Here is a 16,888-nt window from a genome sequence, read left to right as displayed (position 1 = left end):
CCTCAGAAACGCGGCAGATAGGCAAACGGCAGCTTGCCGCCGCTGACACGCATCTTGCCGAATTCCGCGCAGCGGTTCAGCGTAGGAATGGCTTTGTCCGGATTCAGCAGCCGTGCCGGATCAAACGCATGCTTGACGCCAAAGAAGGCTTCCAGCTCGGCCGGTGCGAACTGGGCGCACATGGAATTGATCTTCTCTATGCCTACGCCATGCTCGCCCGTGATGGTGCCGCCTACTTCCACGCACAGCGCCAGTATCTCGGCGCCAAAGGCTTCGGCCCGCTCGAATTCATCGGGGATGTTGGCATTGAACAGTATCAGCGGATGCAGATTGCCGTCGCCCGCATGGAATACATTGGCGCAGCGCAGGCCGTACTTCACTTCCATCTGCGCGATGCCCTCCAGTACCTGCCCCAGACGCTTGCGCGGAATGGTGCCGTCCATGCAGTAGTAATCGGGCGATATCCGTCCCGCCGCAGGGAAGGCGTTCTTGCGGCCCGACCAGAACTTCATGCGCTCCGCTTCCGACTGCGACACGGCAATCGCGCTGGCACCCGCCTGCTGCAGTACCGCCGACATGCGGGCGATTTCTTCTTCTACTTCCTCGGCTGTGCCATCGGCTTCGCAAAGAAGAATTGCTGCGGCCTCGGTATCGTAGCCGGCATGGACAAAAGGCTCCACCATGCGCGAGGACGTCTGGTCCATCATTTCCAGACCGGCCGGGATGATGCCCGCCGCGATCAGCGCCGCCACCGCATTACAACCGGCCACCACTTCATTAAACGAGGCCATGATGACGCGCGCGCAGGCCGGCTTGGGCACCAGCTTGACCGTCACTTCGGTGACGATACCGAGCATGCCTTCCGAGCCGATAAACACCGACAGCAGGTCCAGCCCCGCCGCGTCGAGCGCTTCGCTGCCCAGTTCCACCACATCGCCGTCTATCGTCACCATGCGCACGCGCAGCACGTTATGCACGGTCAGGCCGTACTTCAGGCAGTGCACCCCGCCCGAGTTCTCGGCCACATTGCCGCCTATGGTGCAGGCGATCTGCGACGACGGATCAGGCGCGTAATACAGGCCATGCTGGGCCGCCGCATCGGAGATAGCCAGATTGCGCACACCGGGCTGCACGACGGCGGTACGCGAATACGCATCCATGCGCAATATGCGGTTCAGCCGCGCGGTGGACAGCACCACGCCATCAGCGATCGGCATGGCGCCGCCGGACAGGCCGGTGCCAGCGCCGCGCGGCACGATGGGCACCTGCAATTCCTTACACAGCTTGAGCACCGCCACGATCTGCGCCTCGCTATCAGGCAGCACCACGATCAGCGGCATCTGGCGGTAGGCCGCCAGACCGTCGCACTCGTAAGGGCGGGTATCTTCGGGATCGGACAGAATGGCACTGGGCGGCAGCACTTGCTGCAGAGCTGCGGCCAGCTGGACGCGGCGGGCGGAGAGTACTGCCGGCGAGGCCGGCGCCGAAGTGACTGTAGTGGCTGTGTTCATGGAGCGGGCACCTGAAAGCACGGGATCAGAACAGAATTGTAAGCACAAACGTGGATACAATCTGGCCTGCCGGTGAAATACAAGCGCAAACTGTTGTATTCTTCGGGCGCTAACCTCCAACACAAGGAAATCACATGGGTAACCGACTTTCGAAAATCGCCACCCGCACGGGCGACGGCGGCACCACAGGCCTGGGCGACGGCAGCCGCACCGACAAGGACAGCGTGCGCATACAGGCCATCGGCGAAGTCGACGAACTCAATTCCCATCTGGGCCTGCTGCTGTGCGAAGACATGCCGGACCAGCTGCGCGATGAACTGGTCACCATCCAGCACGATCTGTTCGATCTGGGCGGCGAGCTGTGCATCCCCGGCTACCAGATGATTACCGAAGACCACGTGCTACGGCTCGATGACCATCTGGCCAAGTACAACGCCACCCTGCCCGCGCTGACGGAATTCATCCTGCCAGCCGGTTCGCGCGCGGCCTCGCAGGCCCACGTCTGCCGCACCGTGTGCCGCCGCGCCGAACGCGCCATCGTCACGCTGGGCAAGGCCGAGACCATTCACGAGCATCCGCGCCAGTACGTCAACCGCCTGTCCGACCTGCTGTTTGTGCTGGCCCGCGTGCTGAACCGCCATGCCGGCGGCAGCGACGTGCTGTGGCAGCACGAACGCCGCCGCAAAGCCTGATCCCGCGCCTAACCAAAACAAAGGGCAGGAAGAACTCGCGTTCGCCTGCCCTGCCAGATTTCTGCTGCGCGCCCACTGACGCGCAGCGATACGCTACCGTCAGCCGTTGCTGACGGCCAGACGCGGCTCGCCCGCTGCGCTGCGCTGGCGTATCGATGCCGTAATGCCAGCGCCATCGAGGCCCACGCTGGCCAGCAGCTTGGCCGGATCGCCATGGTCGATGAACTGGTCCGGCAGACCCAGCATCTGCAGCGGCTTGACGATGCCTTGGGCTGCCAGCGCTTCGGCCACCGCCGCACCGGCGCCACCCATGATGCAGCCTTCTTCCACCGTCACCAGATAATCGTGCTCGGCGGCCAGCTGGCGCAGCAGTTCCACATCCAGCGGCTTGACGAAGCGCATATTCGCCACCGTCGCATCGAGTGCTTCGCCAGCAGCCAGCGCCGGCGCCACCATGGAGCCGAAAGCAAGTATCGCGATCTTCTGGCCACGGCGCTTGATCTCGCCTTTACCGATTTCCAGCGTCGTCAGTTCTTTTTCCACCGCCGCGCCTATGCCGGCACCGCGCGGATAGCGGATTGCTGCCGGGCCCTGGTAGCGGTAGCCCGTGGTCAGCATCTGGCGGCATTCGTTTTCATCCGACGGCGCCATCACCACCATGTTGGGAATGCAGCGCAGATAGGCCAGATCGTAGTTGCCGGCGTGGGTAGCACCGTCGGCGCCCACCAGACCGGCACGGTCCAGCGCAAAGGTCACGTCCAGATTTTGCAGGGCGACGTCGTGGATCAGCTGATCGTAGCCGCGCTGCAGGAAGGTGGAGTAGATTGCCACCACCGGCTTCAGGCCTTCGCAGGCCAGACCGGCGCCAAAGGTCACCGCGTGCTGTTCGGCGATGCCGACGTCGAAATAGCGGTCCGGATATTCCTGATCGAAGCGCACCATGCCCGAACCTTCGCGCATGGCCGGCGTGATGCCGACCAGCTTCTTGTCGGCGGCCGCCATATCGCACAGCCAGTTGCCGAACACCTCGGTGTAGGTCAGCTTGCCCGGCGCGGCTGGCGGCTTGATGCCTTCGGCCGGATTGAATTTGCCGGTGCCGTGATACAGAATCGGCTCCGCTTCGGCCAGCTTGTAGCCCTGGCCTTTTTTGGTTACCACGTGCAGGAACTGCGGGCCTTTCAGGTGGCGGATATTCTGCAGCGTAGGAATCAGCGAATCGAGATCATGGCCGTCGATAGGGCCGATGTAGTTGAAGCCGAATTCCTCGAACATGGTGGCCGGCACCACCATGCCTTTGGCATGTTCTTCCAGCCGCTTGGCCAGTTCCAGCACGGGCGCCGGCAGCACGGATTTGCCCACGTTCTTGGCGGCGGCGTAGAACTGGCCCGACATCAGGCGCGCCAGATAGCGGTTCAGCGCGCCCACCGGCGGCGAGATCGACATGTCGTTGTCGTTCAAAATCACCAGCAGATTCACATCTTCCTGCACGCCCGCGTTGTTCAGCGCTTCGAAGGCCATACCGGCCGTCATCGAGCCGTCGCCGATCACGGCGATGGCGTGACGGTGCTCGCCCTTGATCTTGGCCGCCTGCGCCATGCCCAGCGCGGCCGAAATCGAGGTCGACGAGTGGGCCGTGCCGAAGGTGTCGTATTCGCTTTCGTCGCGCTTGGGGAAGCCGGAAATGCCGCCCAGCTGGCGCAGCGTGTGCATGCGCTCGCGCCGGCCCGTGAGGATCTTGTGCGAATAGGTCTGGTGGCCCACGTCCCACACGATGCGGTCATGCGGCGTGTTGAACACATAGTGCAGTGCCACCGTCAGCTCCACCGTGCCCAGATTGGACGACAGGTGGCCGCCCGTTTTCGAAACCGAATCGAGCAGGTAGGCGCGCAGTTCGTGCGCCAGTGGCGTCAGCTGGGTGCGCGCCAGTTTGCGCACATCCGCTGGCGAATTAATAGTTGCTAGCAAGTCCATTTATGCCTTCCGCTGCACGATCAGATCCGCGAGCTCGCGTAACCGTAAAGCTTTATCTCCGAACGGCGCGAGCGCTGCATGCGCATCGAGCCGCAATTTTTCCGCCAGTGCCCGCGACGGTTCCAGACCCAGTATCGAGACATAGGTCGGCTTGTTGTCGGCGGCATCCTTGCCAGCCGTTTTGCCCAGCGTGGCCGAATCGGCCGTCGCATCGAGCACATCGTCGACCACCTGGAAAGCCAGACCGATGGCACGCGCGTAGTCGTTCAGCGCCTGCAGTTCTGCCGCATCGAGTTCCTTGCCGGCCAGCGCGCCGAGCACCACCGAGGCACGCAGCAGCGCGCCCGTTTTCAGCTGGTGCATCTGCTCCAGCTGCTCCAGAGTCAGGCTCAGGCCGACGCTATCGAGGTCGATGGCCTGACCGCCGCACATGCCGGCCGAGCCGGACGCATGGGCCAGCACGCGCAGCATGGCCATCTGCCGTGCCGGCGGCAGCGCAGTCGCTTCTGCCAGCACCATGAAAGCCTGCGATTGCAGCGCGTCGCCTACCAGCAGCGCAGTAGCCTCGTCATAGGCCACGTGCACGGTCGGCTTGCCGCGGCGCAGTTCATCGTCGTCCATGCAGGGCATGTCGTCGTGCACCAGCGAGTAGGCGTGAATCATTTCCACTGCCGCTGCCGCGCGGCTCAGCGCCCCGGCGTCGGCATCGAACAGGGCACCGGCGGCATACACCAGCAGCGGGCGCACGCGCTTGCCGCCGCCCAGCAGCGCGTAGCGCATGGCTGCGTGCAGCTTGGCCGGCACCACCGTGGCAGCGGGCAAAAAGCCGGATAGATCAAGTTCAGATCCGGCCTGTACGGTTTTCATCCAGTCGTCGAAAGCGGCCGTCATTGTTCCGCCTCCCCGCCCGGAGCGAACGGTTTAAGCATGTCGCCTTCCAGAATTTTGACCTGAGCTTCCACTTTTTCCAGCTGCGCGGCGCAGAACTGCACCAGCGTCGAGCCGCGCGCATAGGCCGCCACCGAAGCTTCCAGCGGCAACTGGCCACCTTCCATGCGGGCTACCAGCTGGGCCAGTTCGGCCATGGCGTCCTCAAACGAGGCCGGAACCGGGTACGGACCCGGGCTGGCAGCATCGGCAGTTGATTTCTTAGACATAGTTACTCAGTTTGTATGGCAATACACGTGCCAGCGCAGTGTAGCCCGTTATTTTAGAACAAACCACCTGATCCGGTGGTACTCTAGCGGCCCGCGCGGCGGTGGAAACCGTAGATTTTATCGCAATTAGCCACGCCGGCAGCGCAAACCCGGGGTTTACCGGTCCGGCGCAGCGGGAAAACAGCGGCCATCGCGCCTGCGGGGACGGAAACACGGTATAATCGCCGGTTCTGTCCGAAATACCATTTTCAACAACTTTGAATTCAGGTCTTTACGGATTCTGTCTCTTCTTGGTTTGAAGTACATATTAAGGGGGGTTGGGATGTCCGATCTGGGTACCCACGCTAAGCTGGCGCGTTCTAACGCGCAACTACCGGTTGACGTCTATTTTGACGAAGCGCTACTGCAGCGTGAAATGCAGCAACTTTTCCAGAACGGTCCGCGCTATATCGGCCACGAGCTGATGGTGCCGAATGTGGGCGACTATGCCACGCTGGCATCCGAAAACGAGGGCCGTGTGCTGGTGCGCAATGCCGACGGTCTGGAATTACTGTCCAACGTATGCCGTCACCGGCAGGCGGTGATGGTCAACGGCCGTGGCAATGCCAACAACATTGTCTGCCCGCTGCACCGCTGGACCTATGACCTCAAGGGTGAGCTGATCGGTGCGCCGCACTTCCCGGCCACGCCCTGCTTGAACCTGCCCAATACCAAGCTGCAAAGCTGGAACGGCCTGCTGTTCGAGCAGAACGGCTATAACGTGATGGACAAGCTGGCGCAGCTGTCCGTCACCAAGGATCTGGATTTCACCGGCTATATGCTGGACCACGTGGAAGTGCATCACTGCGATTACAACTGGAAGACTTTCATCGAAGTCTATCTGGAGGATTATCACGTCGAGCCTTTCCACCCGGGTCTGGGCAGCTTTGTCAGCTGCGACGATCTGCGCTGGGAATTCGGCGCCGACTACAGCGTGCAGACGGTGGGCGTGCACAAGGGTCTGCAGAAATCCGGCTCGGAGATCTACCAGCGCTGGCAGGAACAGGTGCTCAAGTTCCGTGGCGGCGAAGCTCCGCCCTATGGCGCGATCTGGCTGACGCTCTACCCCAACATCATGGTGGAGTGGTATCCGCACGTGCTGATCGTTTCCACCCTGTGGCCGGACGGTCCGCAGCGCACCAAGAATGTGGTGGAGTTCTACTATCCGGAAGAGATCGTGCTGTTCGAGCGCGAGTTCGTCGAAGCCGAACGGGCTGCCTACATGGAAACCTGCATCGAGGACGACGAAATCGGCCAGCGCATGGATGCCGGCCGCAAGGCGCTGATGAAGCGCGGCCAGAACGACGCCGGTCCTTACCAGTCGCCGATGGAAGACGGCATGCAGCACTTCCACGAGTGGTACCGCGCTAACATCGAACTGTCCAGGTAACCAGGTCACGATGCAATCTCTGTGGATGCTGTTTGCCAGTTTCATGTTCGCCGCCATGGGCGTGTGCGTGAAGCTGGCGTCGCAGCAGTTCTCCACCTCCGAAATCGTGATGTACCGCGGCATCGTCGGTGTCGTGGTACTGTCCCTCATCATCCGCCTGCAAGGCGGCAGCTTCCGCACGACTATGCCGGGCGCCCACCTGTGGCGCGGCGTGGTCGGCGTGGTGTCGCTGTGGATGTGGTTCTACGCCATCGCCAACCTGCCGCTGGCCACTGCCGTCACGCTCAACTACATGGCACCCATCTGGATCGCACTGTGGCTGTTCGTCATGGGCTGGTGGCATGCCAAAAATCAGGTCAGATGGCCACTGCTGGCGGCCATTGCCGCCAGTTTCGGCGGCGTCACCCTGCTGCTGCAGCCAGCCTTCCATGCCAACCAGCTGGGTACGGCGCTGATCGCACTCGGCTCCAGCGTGCTCTCGGCCATGGCGTATATGCAGGTGCGCAAGCTGGGGCTGGCCGGTGAACCGGAAAACCGCGTGGTACTGTACTTCTCTGCCATGAATCTGCTGGCTGGCATCGCCGGCAATTACGCGCTCGCCCCCGCTGGCGCTGCCATCTGGCACCCCATCACTAGCTGGCACGGCGGCTTGCTGCTGCTGGGCATAGGCATCTGCGCCACCAGCGCGCAGATCGCCATGACGCGCGCCTACCGGCTGGGTCAGACCCTGGTAGTGGCCAATCTGCAGTACACCGGCATCGTGTTCTCCAGTGTCTGGGGCGTGCTGGTGTTCGATGATGCCTTCAGCTGGCATAGCTGGGTTGGTATCAGCGTGATCCTGCTGTCGGGCGTGGCCGCAACGTTCTACAATACCCGTAACACGGAGCGCGGTAAGGCCATAGCCAGTACCGATCCGATCGCCAGCGAAGTCTGAGCCCGGCGCCCGGGCTCGGTTTGAATTCCATTGCAAGGAGCCCAGAGATGCACACTACCCTGATCAGCGCCGCCGAACTGGCGCGCCATGCCAACGACAGCCAGTGGCTGGTACTCGATTGCCGTCATGATTTGATGAACCCCACCGCCGGGCGCGAGGCCTATGCCGCCGGCCATATTCCGGGCGCCCGTTTCGCCAACATCGATACCGATCTGTCTGGCGCCAAGACGGGAGCGGACGGCGTGTTCCGTGGCCGCCACCCGCTACCGGAACGGGCCACCCTGCTGGCTACGCTGCGCGGCTGGGGCATGAGCGACACCACGCAGGTAGTAGCCTACGATGCCCACGGCGGCATGTTTGCGGCGCGCCTGTGGTGGCTGCTGCGCTGGATGGGCCACGCCGGTGTGGCCGTGCTGGACGGCGGCCTGCCCGCATGGCAGGCGCAGGGCCAGCCGCTGGAAACGGCCACGCCGGCCCCTGCCGGTGCCGGCACGCTGAGCGAACGCGCAGCGCTGGTGCAGACGGTAACGGTAGACGATGTGCTGTTCAATCTGTCGACTCAGGACCGCATCGTGGTCGATGCCCGTGCCGCAGACCGCTATCGCGGCGAGAACGAAACCATCGATCCTGTCGGCGGCCACATTCCCCATGCGCGCAACCGCTTCTTCAAGGACAACCTGACGGCCGACGGCACTTTCAAGGACGCCGCTCTGCTGCGCAGCGAGTTCGCGCCCCTGTTTGCCACTGCCGCGCAAGCCATCATGCAGTGCGGCTCGGGCGTGACAGCCTGCCACAATCTGCTGGCTCTGGAAGTGGCCGGCATGCCCGGCGCAGCGCTGTATCCGGGTTCGTGGAGCGAATGGTGCGCCGATCCGGCCCGCCCTGTCGCCACCGGAAATTAGCCTGTGCCCCTGAGCGGCAGACAGTCAGTTAGTTAGTGGTGGCTGTGAGTCAGCCACAGTACGATCGCCACGCCGAGGGCGATCAGCAGCACTTGCGGCACGCTCTCGCGCAGCGTGGCGCGGCGCTGCATCTGTGGCATCAGGTCGCTCACGGCGATGTAGATAAAGCCCGACGAGGCAAACACTAGCACGTAAGGTATCAGGCCGCTGGCGCGGTCCAGCGTGTAATAGCCGAGCAGGCCGCCAGCGATGGACAGCAGGCTGCACAGCAGGTTGTAGACATAGGCACGGGTGCGCGAGAAGCCGGCATTGAGCAGCACGATGAAGTCGCCGATTTCCTGCGGTATTTCATGCGCCACGATGGCGATGCCCGTCACCAGACCCAGCTCCGGATTGGCCAGAAACGCGGCGGCGATCAGTATGCCGTCGGTGAAATTGTGCATGCCGTCGCCCACCAGTATCATCCAGCCGGCCTTGCCTGCTTCATGCTTGTCGTGGCCATGGTGGTGGTGGTGACCATCGCCCTCATGGTGGTGCGAATGGCGCAGTATCGCCAGCTTCTCCAGCAGGAAGAAGGCCAGCAGACCGGCCAGAAGGGTGGCAAACAGGCTGCGCGCGCTAGCCTGCGATTCGAACGCTTCCGGCAAGGCGTGCAGCAGCGAAGTCGAAAGCATGATGCCGACCGACAGGCTGACCATCCGTTCCACCATTTTCGACAGCAGGGTGAACGAAAACAGCGCGGCAGCAGATATGCTGACGACGCCGGCCACCGTGGTGGCTAACAGGATGGAAATCAGTACGGGATCGATCTTATCGCCTCTTCTTACGGGGGAACCGCTGCCAAACTCGACCGCGGGGGCCTTATTTTAACGCCCTGCCCGGTTTTCTGCCTAAAACAGCTCGGGAATGCCTGCTGGCGCCCTCAGGGCGCTACACCGAACTGCTTGAACCAGTTCTGCAGGCGCTGCCAGCCATCGCGCGCATCGGCCGCCACATAGCTGGGGCGATAGTCGGCATGGAAGGCGTGCCCGGAATCCGGGTAGATCACGAATTGCGAACCGCTGCTGCCCTTGGCCAGTTCTTTCTGCATGGCGGCGATACTATCCTGCGGGATACCGGTATCTTTCAGGCCGTACAGGCCCAGCACGGGGCTTTTCAGAGATCCAGCGATATCGATAGCTTGCCTGGGAGTCATGGCACTACTGGTTCCCACCAGACGGCCATACCACGCTACACCTGCTTTGACTTTGGGATTGTGGGCGGCGTACAGCCACGTAATGCGGCCACCCCAGCAGAAGCCGGTAATACCTAGCTTGTCCGTATTGCCGCCCTGCGCGGCAGCCCAGGCCACGGTGGCGTCCAGATCGGCCATGACCTGCTCGTCCGGCGTGCGGGCGATGATGTCGCGCTGCAGTTCGGCGATGGACGCGACCTTCTGCGGATCGCCCTGACGCACGAACAGGTCGGGCGCCAGCGCCATGTAGCCAAGTTTGGCGAAACGGCGCGCCACGTCGGCGATGTGCTCGTGCACGCCGAAGATTTCCGACACCACCAGCACTACCGGCGGATTCGCCTTGCCTTCCGGCTGGGCGCGATACACGGGCACACGCTGGCCGGCCACTTCGATTTCGATGGTGCCGGCCACCAGTCCTTTGGTATCGGTGCTAATCACGTTCTGCGCCACCACCGGCATGGCTGCCGCAGCGAAGCCCGTACCCAGCGCCACCTTGATGAAATCACGCCGTGCTATCCCGTCCGACAGGCTGGTTTTAGCCAGCAGACTTACCGCGTCTTTTTGCAGATCATCCATGCATTGTTCTCCCAGATAGATGGGCACCGGCCACGCCGCCACGGGCGGCTGGTGCGCGCCCGGTGCTCAAAATTAGACTAGTGTGCTTCTTCCCAGTTGTTGCCGACGCCGACTTCGGCGATCAGCGGCACCTTCAGTTCGGCCACGCCGGCCATCAGCTTCGGCAGCATGTCCTTGACCAGCGCCAGTTCCGCATCCGGCACTTCCAGTACCAGTTCGTCGTGCACCTGCATGATCATGCGGGTCTGCAGCGACTGCGCCTCCAGCCAGTCCTGCACGGCCACCATGGCCAGTTTGATCAGGTCCGCCGCCGTGCCCTGCATGGGCGCATTGATCGCGGCGCGCTCTGCCGCCTGACGGCGCGGACCGTTAGGCGAATTAATTTCGGGCAGCCACAGGCGGCGGCCAAACACAGTTTCCACGTAGCCGCGCGCCTTGGCCTGCTGGCGGGTGTCATCCATATACTGTTTGACGCCGGCGAAGCGGGCGAAATAGCGCTCGATATAGTTCTGCGCGGCGCTGCGTTCTATGCCCAGATTGCCCGCCAGACCGAAGGCACTCATGCCGTAGATCAGACCGAAGTTGATCACCTTGGCGTAGCGGCGCTGTTCGCTGTCGACGTCTTCCGGCGCCACGCCGAAAATCTCGCCGGCAGTGGCACGGTGGATGTCCACGCCTTCGGCAAAGGCGCGCAGCATGGCTTCATCCTGCGAGATGTGCGCCATGATGCGCAGCTCGATCTGCGAATAGTCGGCCGAGACGATGTGGCTGCCGGCCGGCGCCACGAAGGCTTCGCGGATGCGGCGGCCTTCCTTGGTGCGCACGGGGATGTTCTGCAGGTTGGGGTCGTTCGAGGCCAGCCGGCCCGTTACCGCCACGGCCTGTGCATAGTTGGTGTGCACGCGGCCCGTGGCCGGGTTGATCCCCTTGGGCAGCTTGTCGGTATAGGTCGATTTCAGTTTCGACAGGCTACGGTATTCCAGCAGCACTTTCGGCAGCGGATAGTCTTCCGCCAGCTTCTGCAGCACTTCCTCGTCGGTGGAGGGAGCACCGCTCGGCGTCTTTTTCACCACCGGCAGTTTCAGCTTGTCGAAGAAGATTTCACCGATCTGTTTGGGCGAGCCCAGATTGAACGGCTGCTCGGCCAGTTCATGTGCCTTGGCTTCCAGCTCGACGATGCGCGCGCCCAGCTCGACCGACTGCTGCTGCAGCAGAGCGGCATCGATCTGCACGCCGTTGCGTTCTATCTTCTGCAGCACGGTGGCAGTAGGCAGCTCGATCTGGCGATAGATGAAGTTCAGCCTGGCGTCCGATTCCACCTGAGCGATCATGGCCTGATGCAGGCGCAGCGTAATGTCGGCGTCTTCCGCCGCATAGGCGGTGGCGCGCTCGATGTCGACCTGATCGAAGGTGATCTGGCTGGCGCCTTTGCCGCACACGTCCACAAACGGGATGGTGGTGTAGTTCAGGTGGCGCAGGGCCAGACTGTCCATATCGTGGCTGCGGTGCGATTCGAATACATACGATTCGAGCAGGGTGTCATGCACGATGCCGCGCAGGGTGATGCCCTGATTGGCGAAGATGTGAGCGTCGTACTTGAGGTTCTGACCGAGCTTGGCCTTGCTGGCGTCTTCCAGCCACGGGCGCAGCTGCGCCAGCGTGGCTGCACGGTCCAGCTGCTGCGGCACGCCCGGATAAGCGTGCGCCAGCGGGATGTAGCAGGCCTTGCCCGCTTCTACCGACAGCGAGATGCCCACCAGCTGGGCCGTCATCGGTTCCAACGAGGTGGTTTCCGTATCCACTGCCGTCAGCGCAGCGCCGTTAATCAGGGCTATCCAGCGCTCCAGCTGCTGCTGCGTCAGCACGGTTTCGTATTCGGCCTTGAGTTCCGGCGCCGTGCCGAACATGTCGAGGTTGGCCGATACCGCGCCACCGGCGGCGATCGGCGCCGCAGCGGCAGCCGCAGCCTTGGCGCCGGCGCTGCCTGCGGCCGGCGCCGCCGTCGCACTGGCACCGCTGCCCAATTCGCGCAGCAGAGTCTTGAAGCCGTATTTGCCGAAAAAGGCCAGCAGGCCCTCCTTGTCTTCCGGCTGCGCCACCAGCGAAGCGCTGATGCTGTCCATATGCGCCGACAGGTCGCAATCGAGCTTCACGGTGATCAGTTCGCGCCCTTTGGGCAGCCACGGCAGCGCATTGCGCAAGTGTTCGCCCACGGCACCACCGACTTCGGCCGCATGGGCCATCACGCCGTCCAGACTGTCGTAGGCGGTCAGCCACTTGAGCGCCGTTTTCGGGCCGCACTTGGTCACGCCCGGCACGTTGTCGACCGTATCGCCGATCAGGGTCAGGTAGTCGATGATGCGATTCGGCGGCACGCCGAATTTGGCCAGCACGCCCGCTTCATCCATTTTTTCATTGGTCATGGTGTTGATCAGCATGACCTGCGGATTGACCAGCTGGGCCAGATCCTTGTCGCCCGTCGAGATCACCACATTCATGCCGGCCTGCGCGGCCTGCAGCGACAGCGTGCCGATCACGTCGTCCGCCTCCACTCCTTCCACCATCAGGATGGGCCAGCCCATGGCTTTCACCACTTGGTGGATAGGCTCGATCTGCAGGCGCAGATCGTCCGGCATGGAAGCGCGGGTAGCCTTGTATTCGGGGTACATATCGTCGCGGAAGGTCTTGCCCTTGGCGTCGAACACGCAGGCGATATACGCTGCCGGATAGTCTGCGCGCAAACGGCGCAGCATGTTGACCATGCCGTGCATGGCGCCGGTCGGATAGCCGTCTGCGCTGCGCAGGTCGGGCAGGCCGTGATAGGCGCGATAGAGGTAGCTGGAACCGTCAACTAACAGCAGGGTATTTTGCATAGCTTGAAATCTGGAATGAGGCAGCCTTGCGCCGCCATAAACATGCATTATCGCAGGTTTTGCTAAGCTGACTGACCCATTAGACAACTTTACAAAAAAACAATCAGGGCGCCGCGCTGCAGCAGAAACCTGATAGGAAAACCGCTTTTAAGCCAGTCTTGCGTGTCAGTTTGTTACAATGGACCATATAGAAAAATTTGACGGTTTTTTATCCCGGGTTTTATACCCAAGCACCCGATTAAGGCGATCCACCATGCTGCGCACTTCCACCCTCTGGCCTGCCCTGCTTCTGACCCTGAGCGCCCACACGGCGTTCGCCCAGTCCACTCCCAGCCAGGCGCCACCAAAACTGGAAAAGCTCGAGGAAGTAACGGAAGACCCGATCACCGTGACCTCCAAGCAGGGTCCGGAGACCAAGATCACTGAGCGCCGTGACAACACGGGCAAAGTGGTGGAAGCCACCGTCAAGAGCGGCCCTAGCACCTACACGGTGCGGCCCAATCACCCCGTCGGCACAGCATTGCCCGGCGACGCAATGGGCGGCGCCAACCGCGGCCCGCAGTGGACGGTGATGGAATTTGATATCGGCAAGAAAAAGAAGAAAACGGCAGAAGAAGAAGGCGCAGCTGACACCACCACGCCACCTCCTGCCGCGAAGTAGCCAACTTCGAACGCGCACGCCCGCGCTAGCGGGCGCCCGCGGGCGCCGCCCGACGGCGGCACCGCTCACCGAACCTGATTTATACCCATGGCAGTGTTTACTTCGGTCACGCTGGGCGACCTGACCCAGTGGATCAAACAATTCCCCCTCGGACAAGCTGTTGCCTTGAAAGGCATCGCCTCCGGCATCGAAAACTCCAATTTCTTTCTGACCACCGAAGGCGGCGAGTACGTCCTCACCATCTTCGAAAATCTTTCCTTCGAGCAGTTACCGTTCTATCTCAAGCTGATGCACCATCTGGCCGAACGGGGCGTGCTGGTACCGGCGCCGGTCGCCACCCACGAAGGCGAGCTGATCGTGCCGCTGCATGGCAAGCCGGCCGCCATCGTCTCCAAGCTGGAAGGCAGTTCGCAGATGGACCCGCAGCCCGTGCATTGCGCGGCCGTGGGCAGCATGCTGGCGCGCATGCACCTGGCGGCGCAGGACTATCCGCTGGTACAACCCAATCTGCGCGGGCTGGACTGGTGGAACCTCACCACGCCGAAAGTGCTGCCTTATCTGTCAGCCGAGAATGCCCACCTGCTGCGCGCCGAAATGCACTTCCAGGAAGCTTTTGCCGGGTGCGACACCTACCGCCAGCTGCAGCGCGGCCCGGTCCACGCCGACCTGTTCCGCAATAACGTGATGTTTGTCGGCGAACGCCTGACCGGCTTCTTCGACTTCTATTTCGCCGGCTGCGATACCTGGCTGTTCGACGTGGCGGTGACGATTAACGACTGGTGTATCGACCTCGCTAGCGGCGTGCTCGATACGCCCCGCGTGCGCGCCATGCTCGATGCCTACCACGCCGTGCGGCCGTTCACGCCAGCCGAGCGGACTGCATGGCAGCCGATGCTGCGGGCCGCTGCGCTGCGCTTCTGGCTGTCGCGTCTGTACGACTACTACCAGCCGCGCGAGGCGGAAATGCTGACGCCGCACGATCCGACCCACTTCGAGCGCATCCTGCGCGAGCGCATCGCCACACCGGCGCCGGGGCTCACCGGATGAACCGACTCCCCATGCGCGCCGGCTTTATCTGGGTGAAACAGGGCTGGCAGCTATTCCGCAAGCAGCCGGGCGGCCTGATGTCGCTGTTCTTCTGCTGCATGTTCCTGTCCATGTTCACGCTGTTCGTGCCCCTGCTCGGCTCGATTGCACCGACTCTGATGGCGCCCATGTTCACGCTCGCCATCCTGCAGGCCTGCAGCGATATCGATCAGGGCCAGCGCGCCCAGCCGCGGGTGCTGTTTAACGGCTTCCGCCAGCCGGCGCGCCATCCCCTGCTGGGGCTGGGGCTGCTCTACCTGCTGCTGGTGACGCTGGCACTCGGCATCGTCTCCCTGCTCGACGACGGCAACCTGCTGCGCATCGCCAGCGGCGAGCTGCCCATGGACGACAAAGCACTGGCGCCGTCGCGTGGCCCGCTATTTATCGGCTCGCTGATCTACATGCTGGGCTGGCTGCTGACCTGCCTGAGCGCGCCCCTCATCGGCTGGCAGCAGATGCCGCTGGCCAAGGCGCTGTTCTTCAGCGTGGTGACGGTGATGCGCGATTTCCGTGCCTTCTTCGGCGCCGCGCTGCTGCTATTCATGCTGTTCCAGGTCGGTACGGCGCTACCGGTACTGTTACTGAGCTCGCCGCAGCTGATGCTGACCGTCATATTCGCCATCTTCCTGGTGCTGGTCGTGCTGATGCACTGCACGCTGTATGCGTGCTACCGCCACTATTTCGGCACGCCGGCAGCGACCACGCCGTCCGTGCCGCTGCGCTGAAGCAGCCTGCGCCCCCATCGCCTGACCGAGACCCCGCCCATGCAAGCACCCCGCACGCTGGCCAGCGCCATCGCCTCCAACGATAACAGCTTCAATCTGGTCAGGCTGGTGGCGGCGCTGCTGGTGGTGCTGTTTCACGCCGGCGAGCACAATACCGTGGCGCCGGGGCCGGACCCGCTCAGCGCGCTGATGCTGCCGGTGGCCGATATCGGCGCGCTGGCGGTCGATGTGTTCTTCCTGCTCAGTGGGCTGTTCATCACCCAGAGCTGGCTGCGCGACCCTGATCTGCTGCGCTTTGCCGTGCGGCGCGTGGCGCGGCTGGTGCCGGGCCTGCTGGTCTGCCTGGCGCTCACTACCAGCGTCGCCCTGATCTGCTTCTCGCCCCGAGGCATAGCCGGGCTGGCCGATCCGGCGCCGTGGCGCTACATCGTCAACGGCGCCATGCTGCACTGGCTGGTGTACATCATTCCGCCGTCCGAACTGGCGATTCCCGGCGTGCTGGGCGGCGCGGCGCTGAACGGCTCGCTGTGGACCGTGTACTGGGAAGGCCGCATGTACGTGATGGTGGCCCTGATCGGCGCCGCCGCGATTCTGCCGATGCGGCGCTGGATGATGGTGATGTCGCTGCTGCTGACGCTGGCCGCGTTCCAGTTCCCTGCCGTGCTGGCAGGCTATATCTGGGAAGCGCGCCTGTGGAGTCTGTTCCTGTGCGGGATGCTGCTGCAAACGCTGGCCGAACAGGTACGCATAGGCGCGCGTCCCTTCATCGTGGCCTGCGTACTGCTGGCGCTCAACTCGACCCGCTGGCTGGACCTCGAACATCAGGCGCTGACGGTGTTCGGCGTGAATCTGGTGGCCGTGACGCTGGCCCTGTGGGTGGGCAGTTCGCGCCTGCTCGGTTCGCGCTGGCGCCACCTGCAGCGCCACGACTACTCCTATGCCATCTACATCTACCACTGGCCCGTCATGCTGATGCTCAAGGCAGTGCTGCCGCCGGTGGGCATCTGGACCATGCTGGCGGCCACGCTGGCCATCGTGCTGCCGCTGTCGGTGTTCAGCTGGCACTGCGTGGAAGCGCCAGCACTGGCCTATGTGCGCAGGGTGCTGGCAAGCCGCCGCGCTTAACAGACTATTTCA

The 16,888-nt window shown here is 63.0% G+C and carries 15 protein-coding genes; 8 read left to right on the top strand and 7 right to left on the bottom strand.

Annotation, left to right across the window (positions count from 1 at the left end; all coding sequences use genetic code 11):
• Positions 1-2: 2 nt before the first annotated feature.
• A complete protein-coding gene (locus tag GTP27_RS06180) occupies positions 3-1,511 on the bottom strand; it encodes an FAD-linked oxidase C-terminal domain-containing protein (protein ID WP_161038312.1) in 1,509 nt (502 codons plus the stop codon).
• 134 nt (positions 1,512-1,645) lie between these two features.
• On the opposite strand from GTP27_RS06180, the gene GTP27_RS06175 reads away from it, so the two are divergent.
• The gene (locus tag GTP27_RS06175) at positions 1,646-2,203 is read left to right on the top strand and encodes a cob(I)yrinic acid a,c-diamide adenosyltransferase (protein WP_161038311.1); all 558 of its coding nucleotides are present in this window, start codon (positions 1,646-1,648) and stop codon (positions 2,201-2,203) included.
• 99 nt (positions 2,204-2,302) lie between these two features.
• Here GTP27_RS06175 and dxs read toward each other — a convergent pair whose 3' ends face one another.
• From dxs to GTP27_RS06160, 3 genes are read right to left on the bottom strand one after another with little or no spacing between them, the layout of a single operon-like run.
• On the bottom strand, positions 2,303-4,174 hold the full coding sequence (gene dxs / locus GTP27_RS06170) for a 1-deoxy-D-xylulose-5-phosphate synthase (RefSeq protein WP_161038310.1): 1,872 nt from the start codon (positions 4,172-4,174) through the stop codon (positions 2,303-2,305).
• On the bottom strand, positions 4,175-5,065 hold the full coding sequence (locus GTP27_RS06165) for a polyprenyl synthetase family protein (RefSeq protein WP_161038309.1): 891 nt from the start codon (positions 5,063-5,065) through the stop codon (positions 4,175-4,177).
• Positions 5,062-5,331: an exodeoxyribonuclease VII small subunit gene (locus GTP27_RS06160; protein ID WP_161038308.1), complete on the bottom strand. Its 270-nt coding sequence runs from the start codon at positions 5,329-5,331 to the stop codon at positions 5,062-5,064. The genes GTP27_RS06165 and GTP27_RS06160 overlap by 4 nt, the downstream gene beginning before the upstream one ends.
• A 322-nt stretch (positions 5,332-5,653) precedes the next feature.
• Here GTP27_RS06160 and GTP27_RS06155 point away from each other — a divergent pair, with 322 nt between their 5' ends.
• From GTP27_RS06155 to GTP27_RS06145, 3 genes are read left to right on the top strand one after another with little or no spacing between them, the layout of a single operon-like run.
• Positions 5,654-6,760: an aromatic ring-hydroxylating oxygenase subunit alpha gene (locus GTP27_RS06155; protein ID WP_161038307.1), complete on the top strand. Its 1,107-nt coding sequence runs from the start codon at positions 5,654-5,656 to the stop codon at positions 6,758-6,760.
• A 10-nt stretch (positions 6,761-6,770) separates the two neighbouring features.
• Positions 6,771-7,694, top strand: coding sequence for a DMT family transporter (locus GTP27_RS06150; RefSeq protein ID WP_161038306.1), 924 nt, complete (start codon positions 6,771-6,773; stop codon positions 7,692-7,694).
• 47 nt (positions 7,695-7,741) lie between these two features.
• Positions 7,742-8,596, top strand: coding sequence for a sulfurtransferase (locus tag GTP27_RS06145; RefSeq protein WP_161038305.1), 855 nt, complete (start codon positions 7,742-7,744; stop codon positions 8,594-8,596).
• A 32-nt stretch (positions 8,597-8,628) separates the two neighbouring features.
• Here the strand turns inward: GTP27_RS06145 and GTP27_RS06140 are convergent, their stop codons facing one another.
• The 3 genes from GTP27_RS06140 to polA all read right to left on the bottom strand — a co-directional run bounded on the left by GTP27_RS06140 (position 8,629) and on the right by polA (position 13,279).
• Positions 8,629-9,333 (bottom strand): ZIP family metal transporter, encoded by a 705-nt coding sequence (locus GTP27_RS06140; RefSeq protein WP_229633504.1) that lies wholly within the window; start codon positions 9,331-9,333, stop codon positions 8,629-8,631.
• A gap of 185 nt (positions 9,334-9,518) precedes the next feature.
• The gene (locus GTP27_RS06135) at positions 9,519-10,406 is read right to left on the bottom strand and encodes a dienelactone hydrolase family protein (RefSeq protein ID WP_161038304.1); all 888 of its coding nucleotides are present in this window, start codon (positions 10,404-10,406) and stop codon (positions 9,519-9,521) included.
• A gap of 77 nt (positions 10,407-10,483) precedes the next feature.
• On the bottom strand, positions 10,484-13,279 hold the full coding sequence (gene polA, locus GTP27_RS06130; RefSeq protein WP_161038303.1) for a DNA polymerase I: 2,796 nt from the start codon (positions 13,277-13,279) through the stop codon (positions 10,484-10,486).
• A gap of 253 nt (positions 13,280-13,532) precedes the next feature.
• Between polA and GTP27_RS06125 the strand changes: the two genes are divergently transcribed.
• The 4 genes from GTP27_RS06125 to GTP27_RS06110 all read left to right on the top strand — a co-directional run bounded on the left by GTP27_RS06125 (position 13,533) and on the right by GTP27_RS06110 (position 16,876).
• Complete coding sequence (locus tag GTP27_RS06125; protein ID WP_161038302.1) at positions 13,533-13,940, top strand: hypothetical protein; 408 nt, start codon at positions 13,533-13,535, stop codon at positions 13,938-13,940.
• 87 nt (positions 13,941-14,027) lie between these two features.
• Positions 14,028-14,987 carry a homoserine kinase gene (locus GTP27_RS06120; RefSeq protein WP_161038301.1) on the top strand — a complete coding sequence of 320 codons (960 nt, stop codon included), beginning with the start codon at positions 14,028-14,030 and terminating at the stop codon, positions 14,985-14,987.
• Complete coding sequence (locus GTP27_RS06115) at positions 14,984-15,751, top strand: BPSS1780 family membrane protein (protein ID WP_161038300.1); 768 nt, start codon at positions 14,984-14,986, stop codon at positions 15,749-15,751. Before GTP27_RS06120 ends, GTP27_RS06115 begins: the two co-directional genes overlap by 4 nt.
• Positions 15,752-15,790: 39 nt before the next feature.
• Positions 15,791-16,876, top strand: coding sequence for an acyltransferase family protein (locus tag GTP27_RS06110; RefSeq protein ID WP_161038299.1), 1,086 nt, complete (start codon positions 15,791-15,793; stop codon positions 16,874-16,876).
• The last annotated feature ends 12 nt before the right edge of the window (positions 16,877-16,888 follow it).

Source organism: Duganella qianjiadongensis, from assembly GCF_009857915.1.
GTDB lineage: Bacteria > Pseudomonadota > Gammaproteobacteria > Burkholderiales > Burkholderiaceae_D > Rugamonas > Rugamonas qianjiadongensis.
The sequence above is the reverse complement of the archived record's forward strand: the minus strand, read 5'-3'. Positions and strand labels throughout refer to the sequence as shown.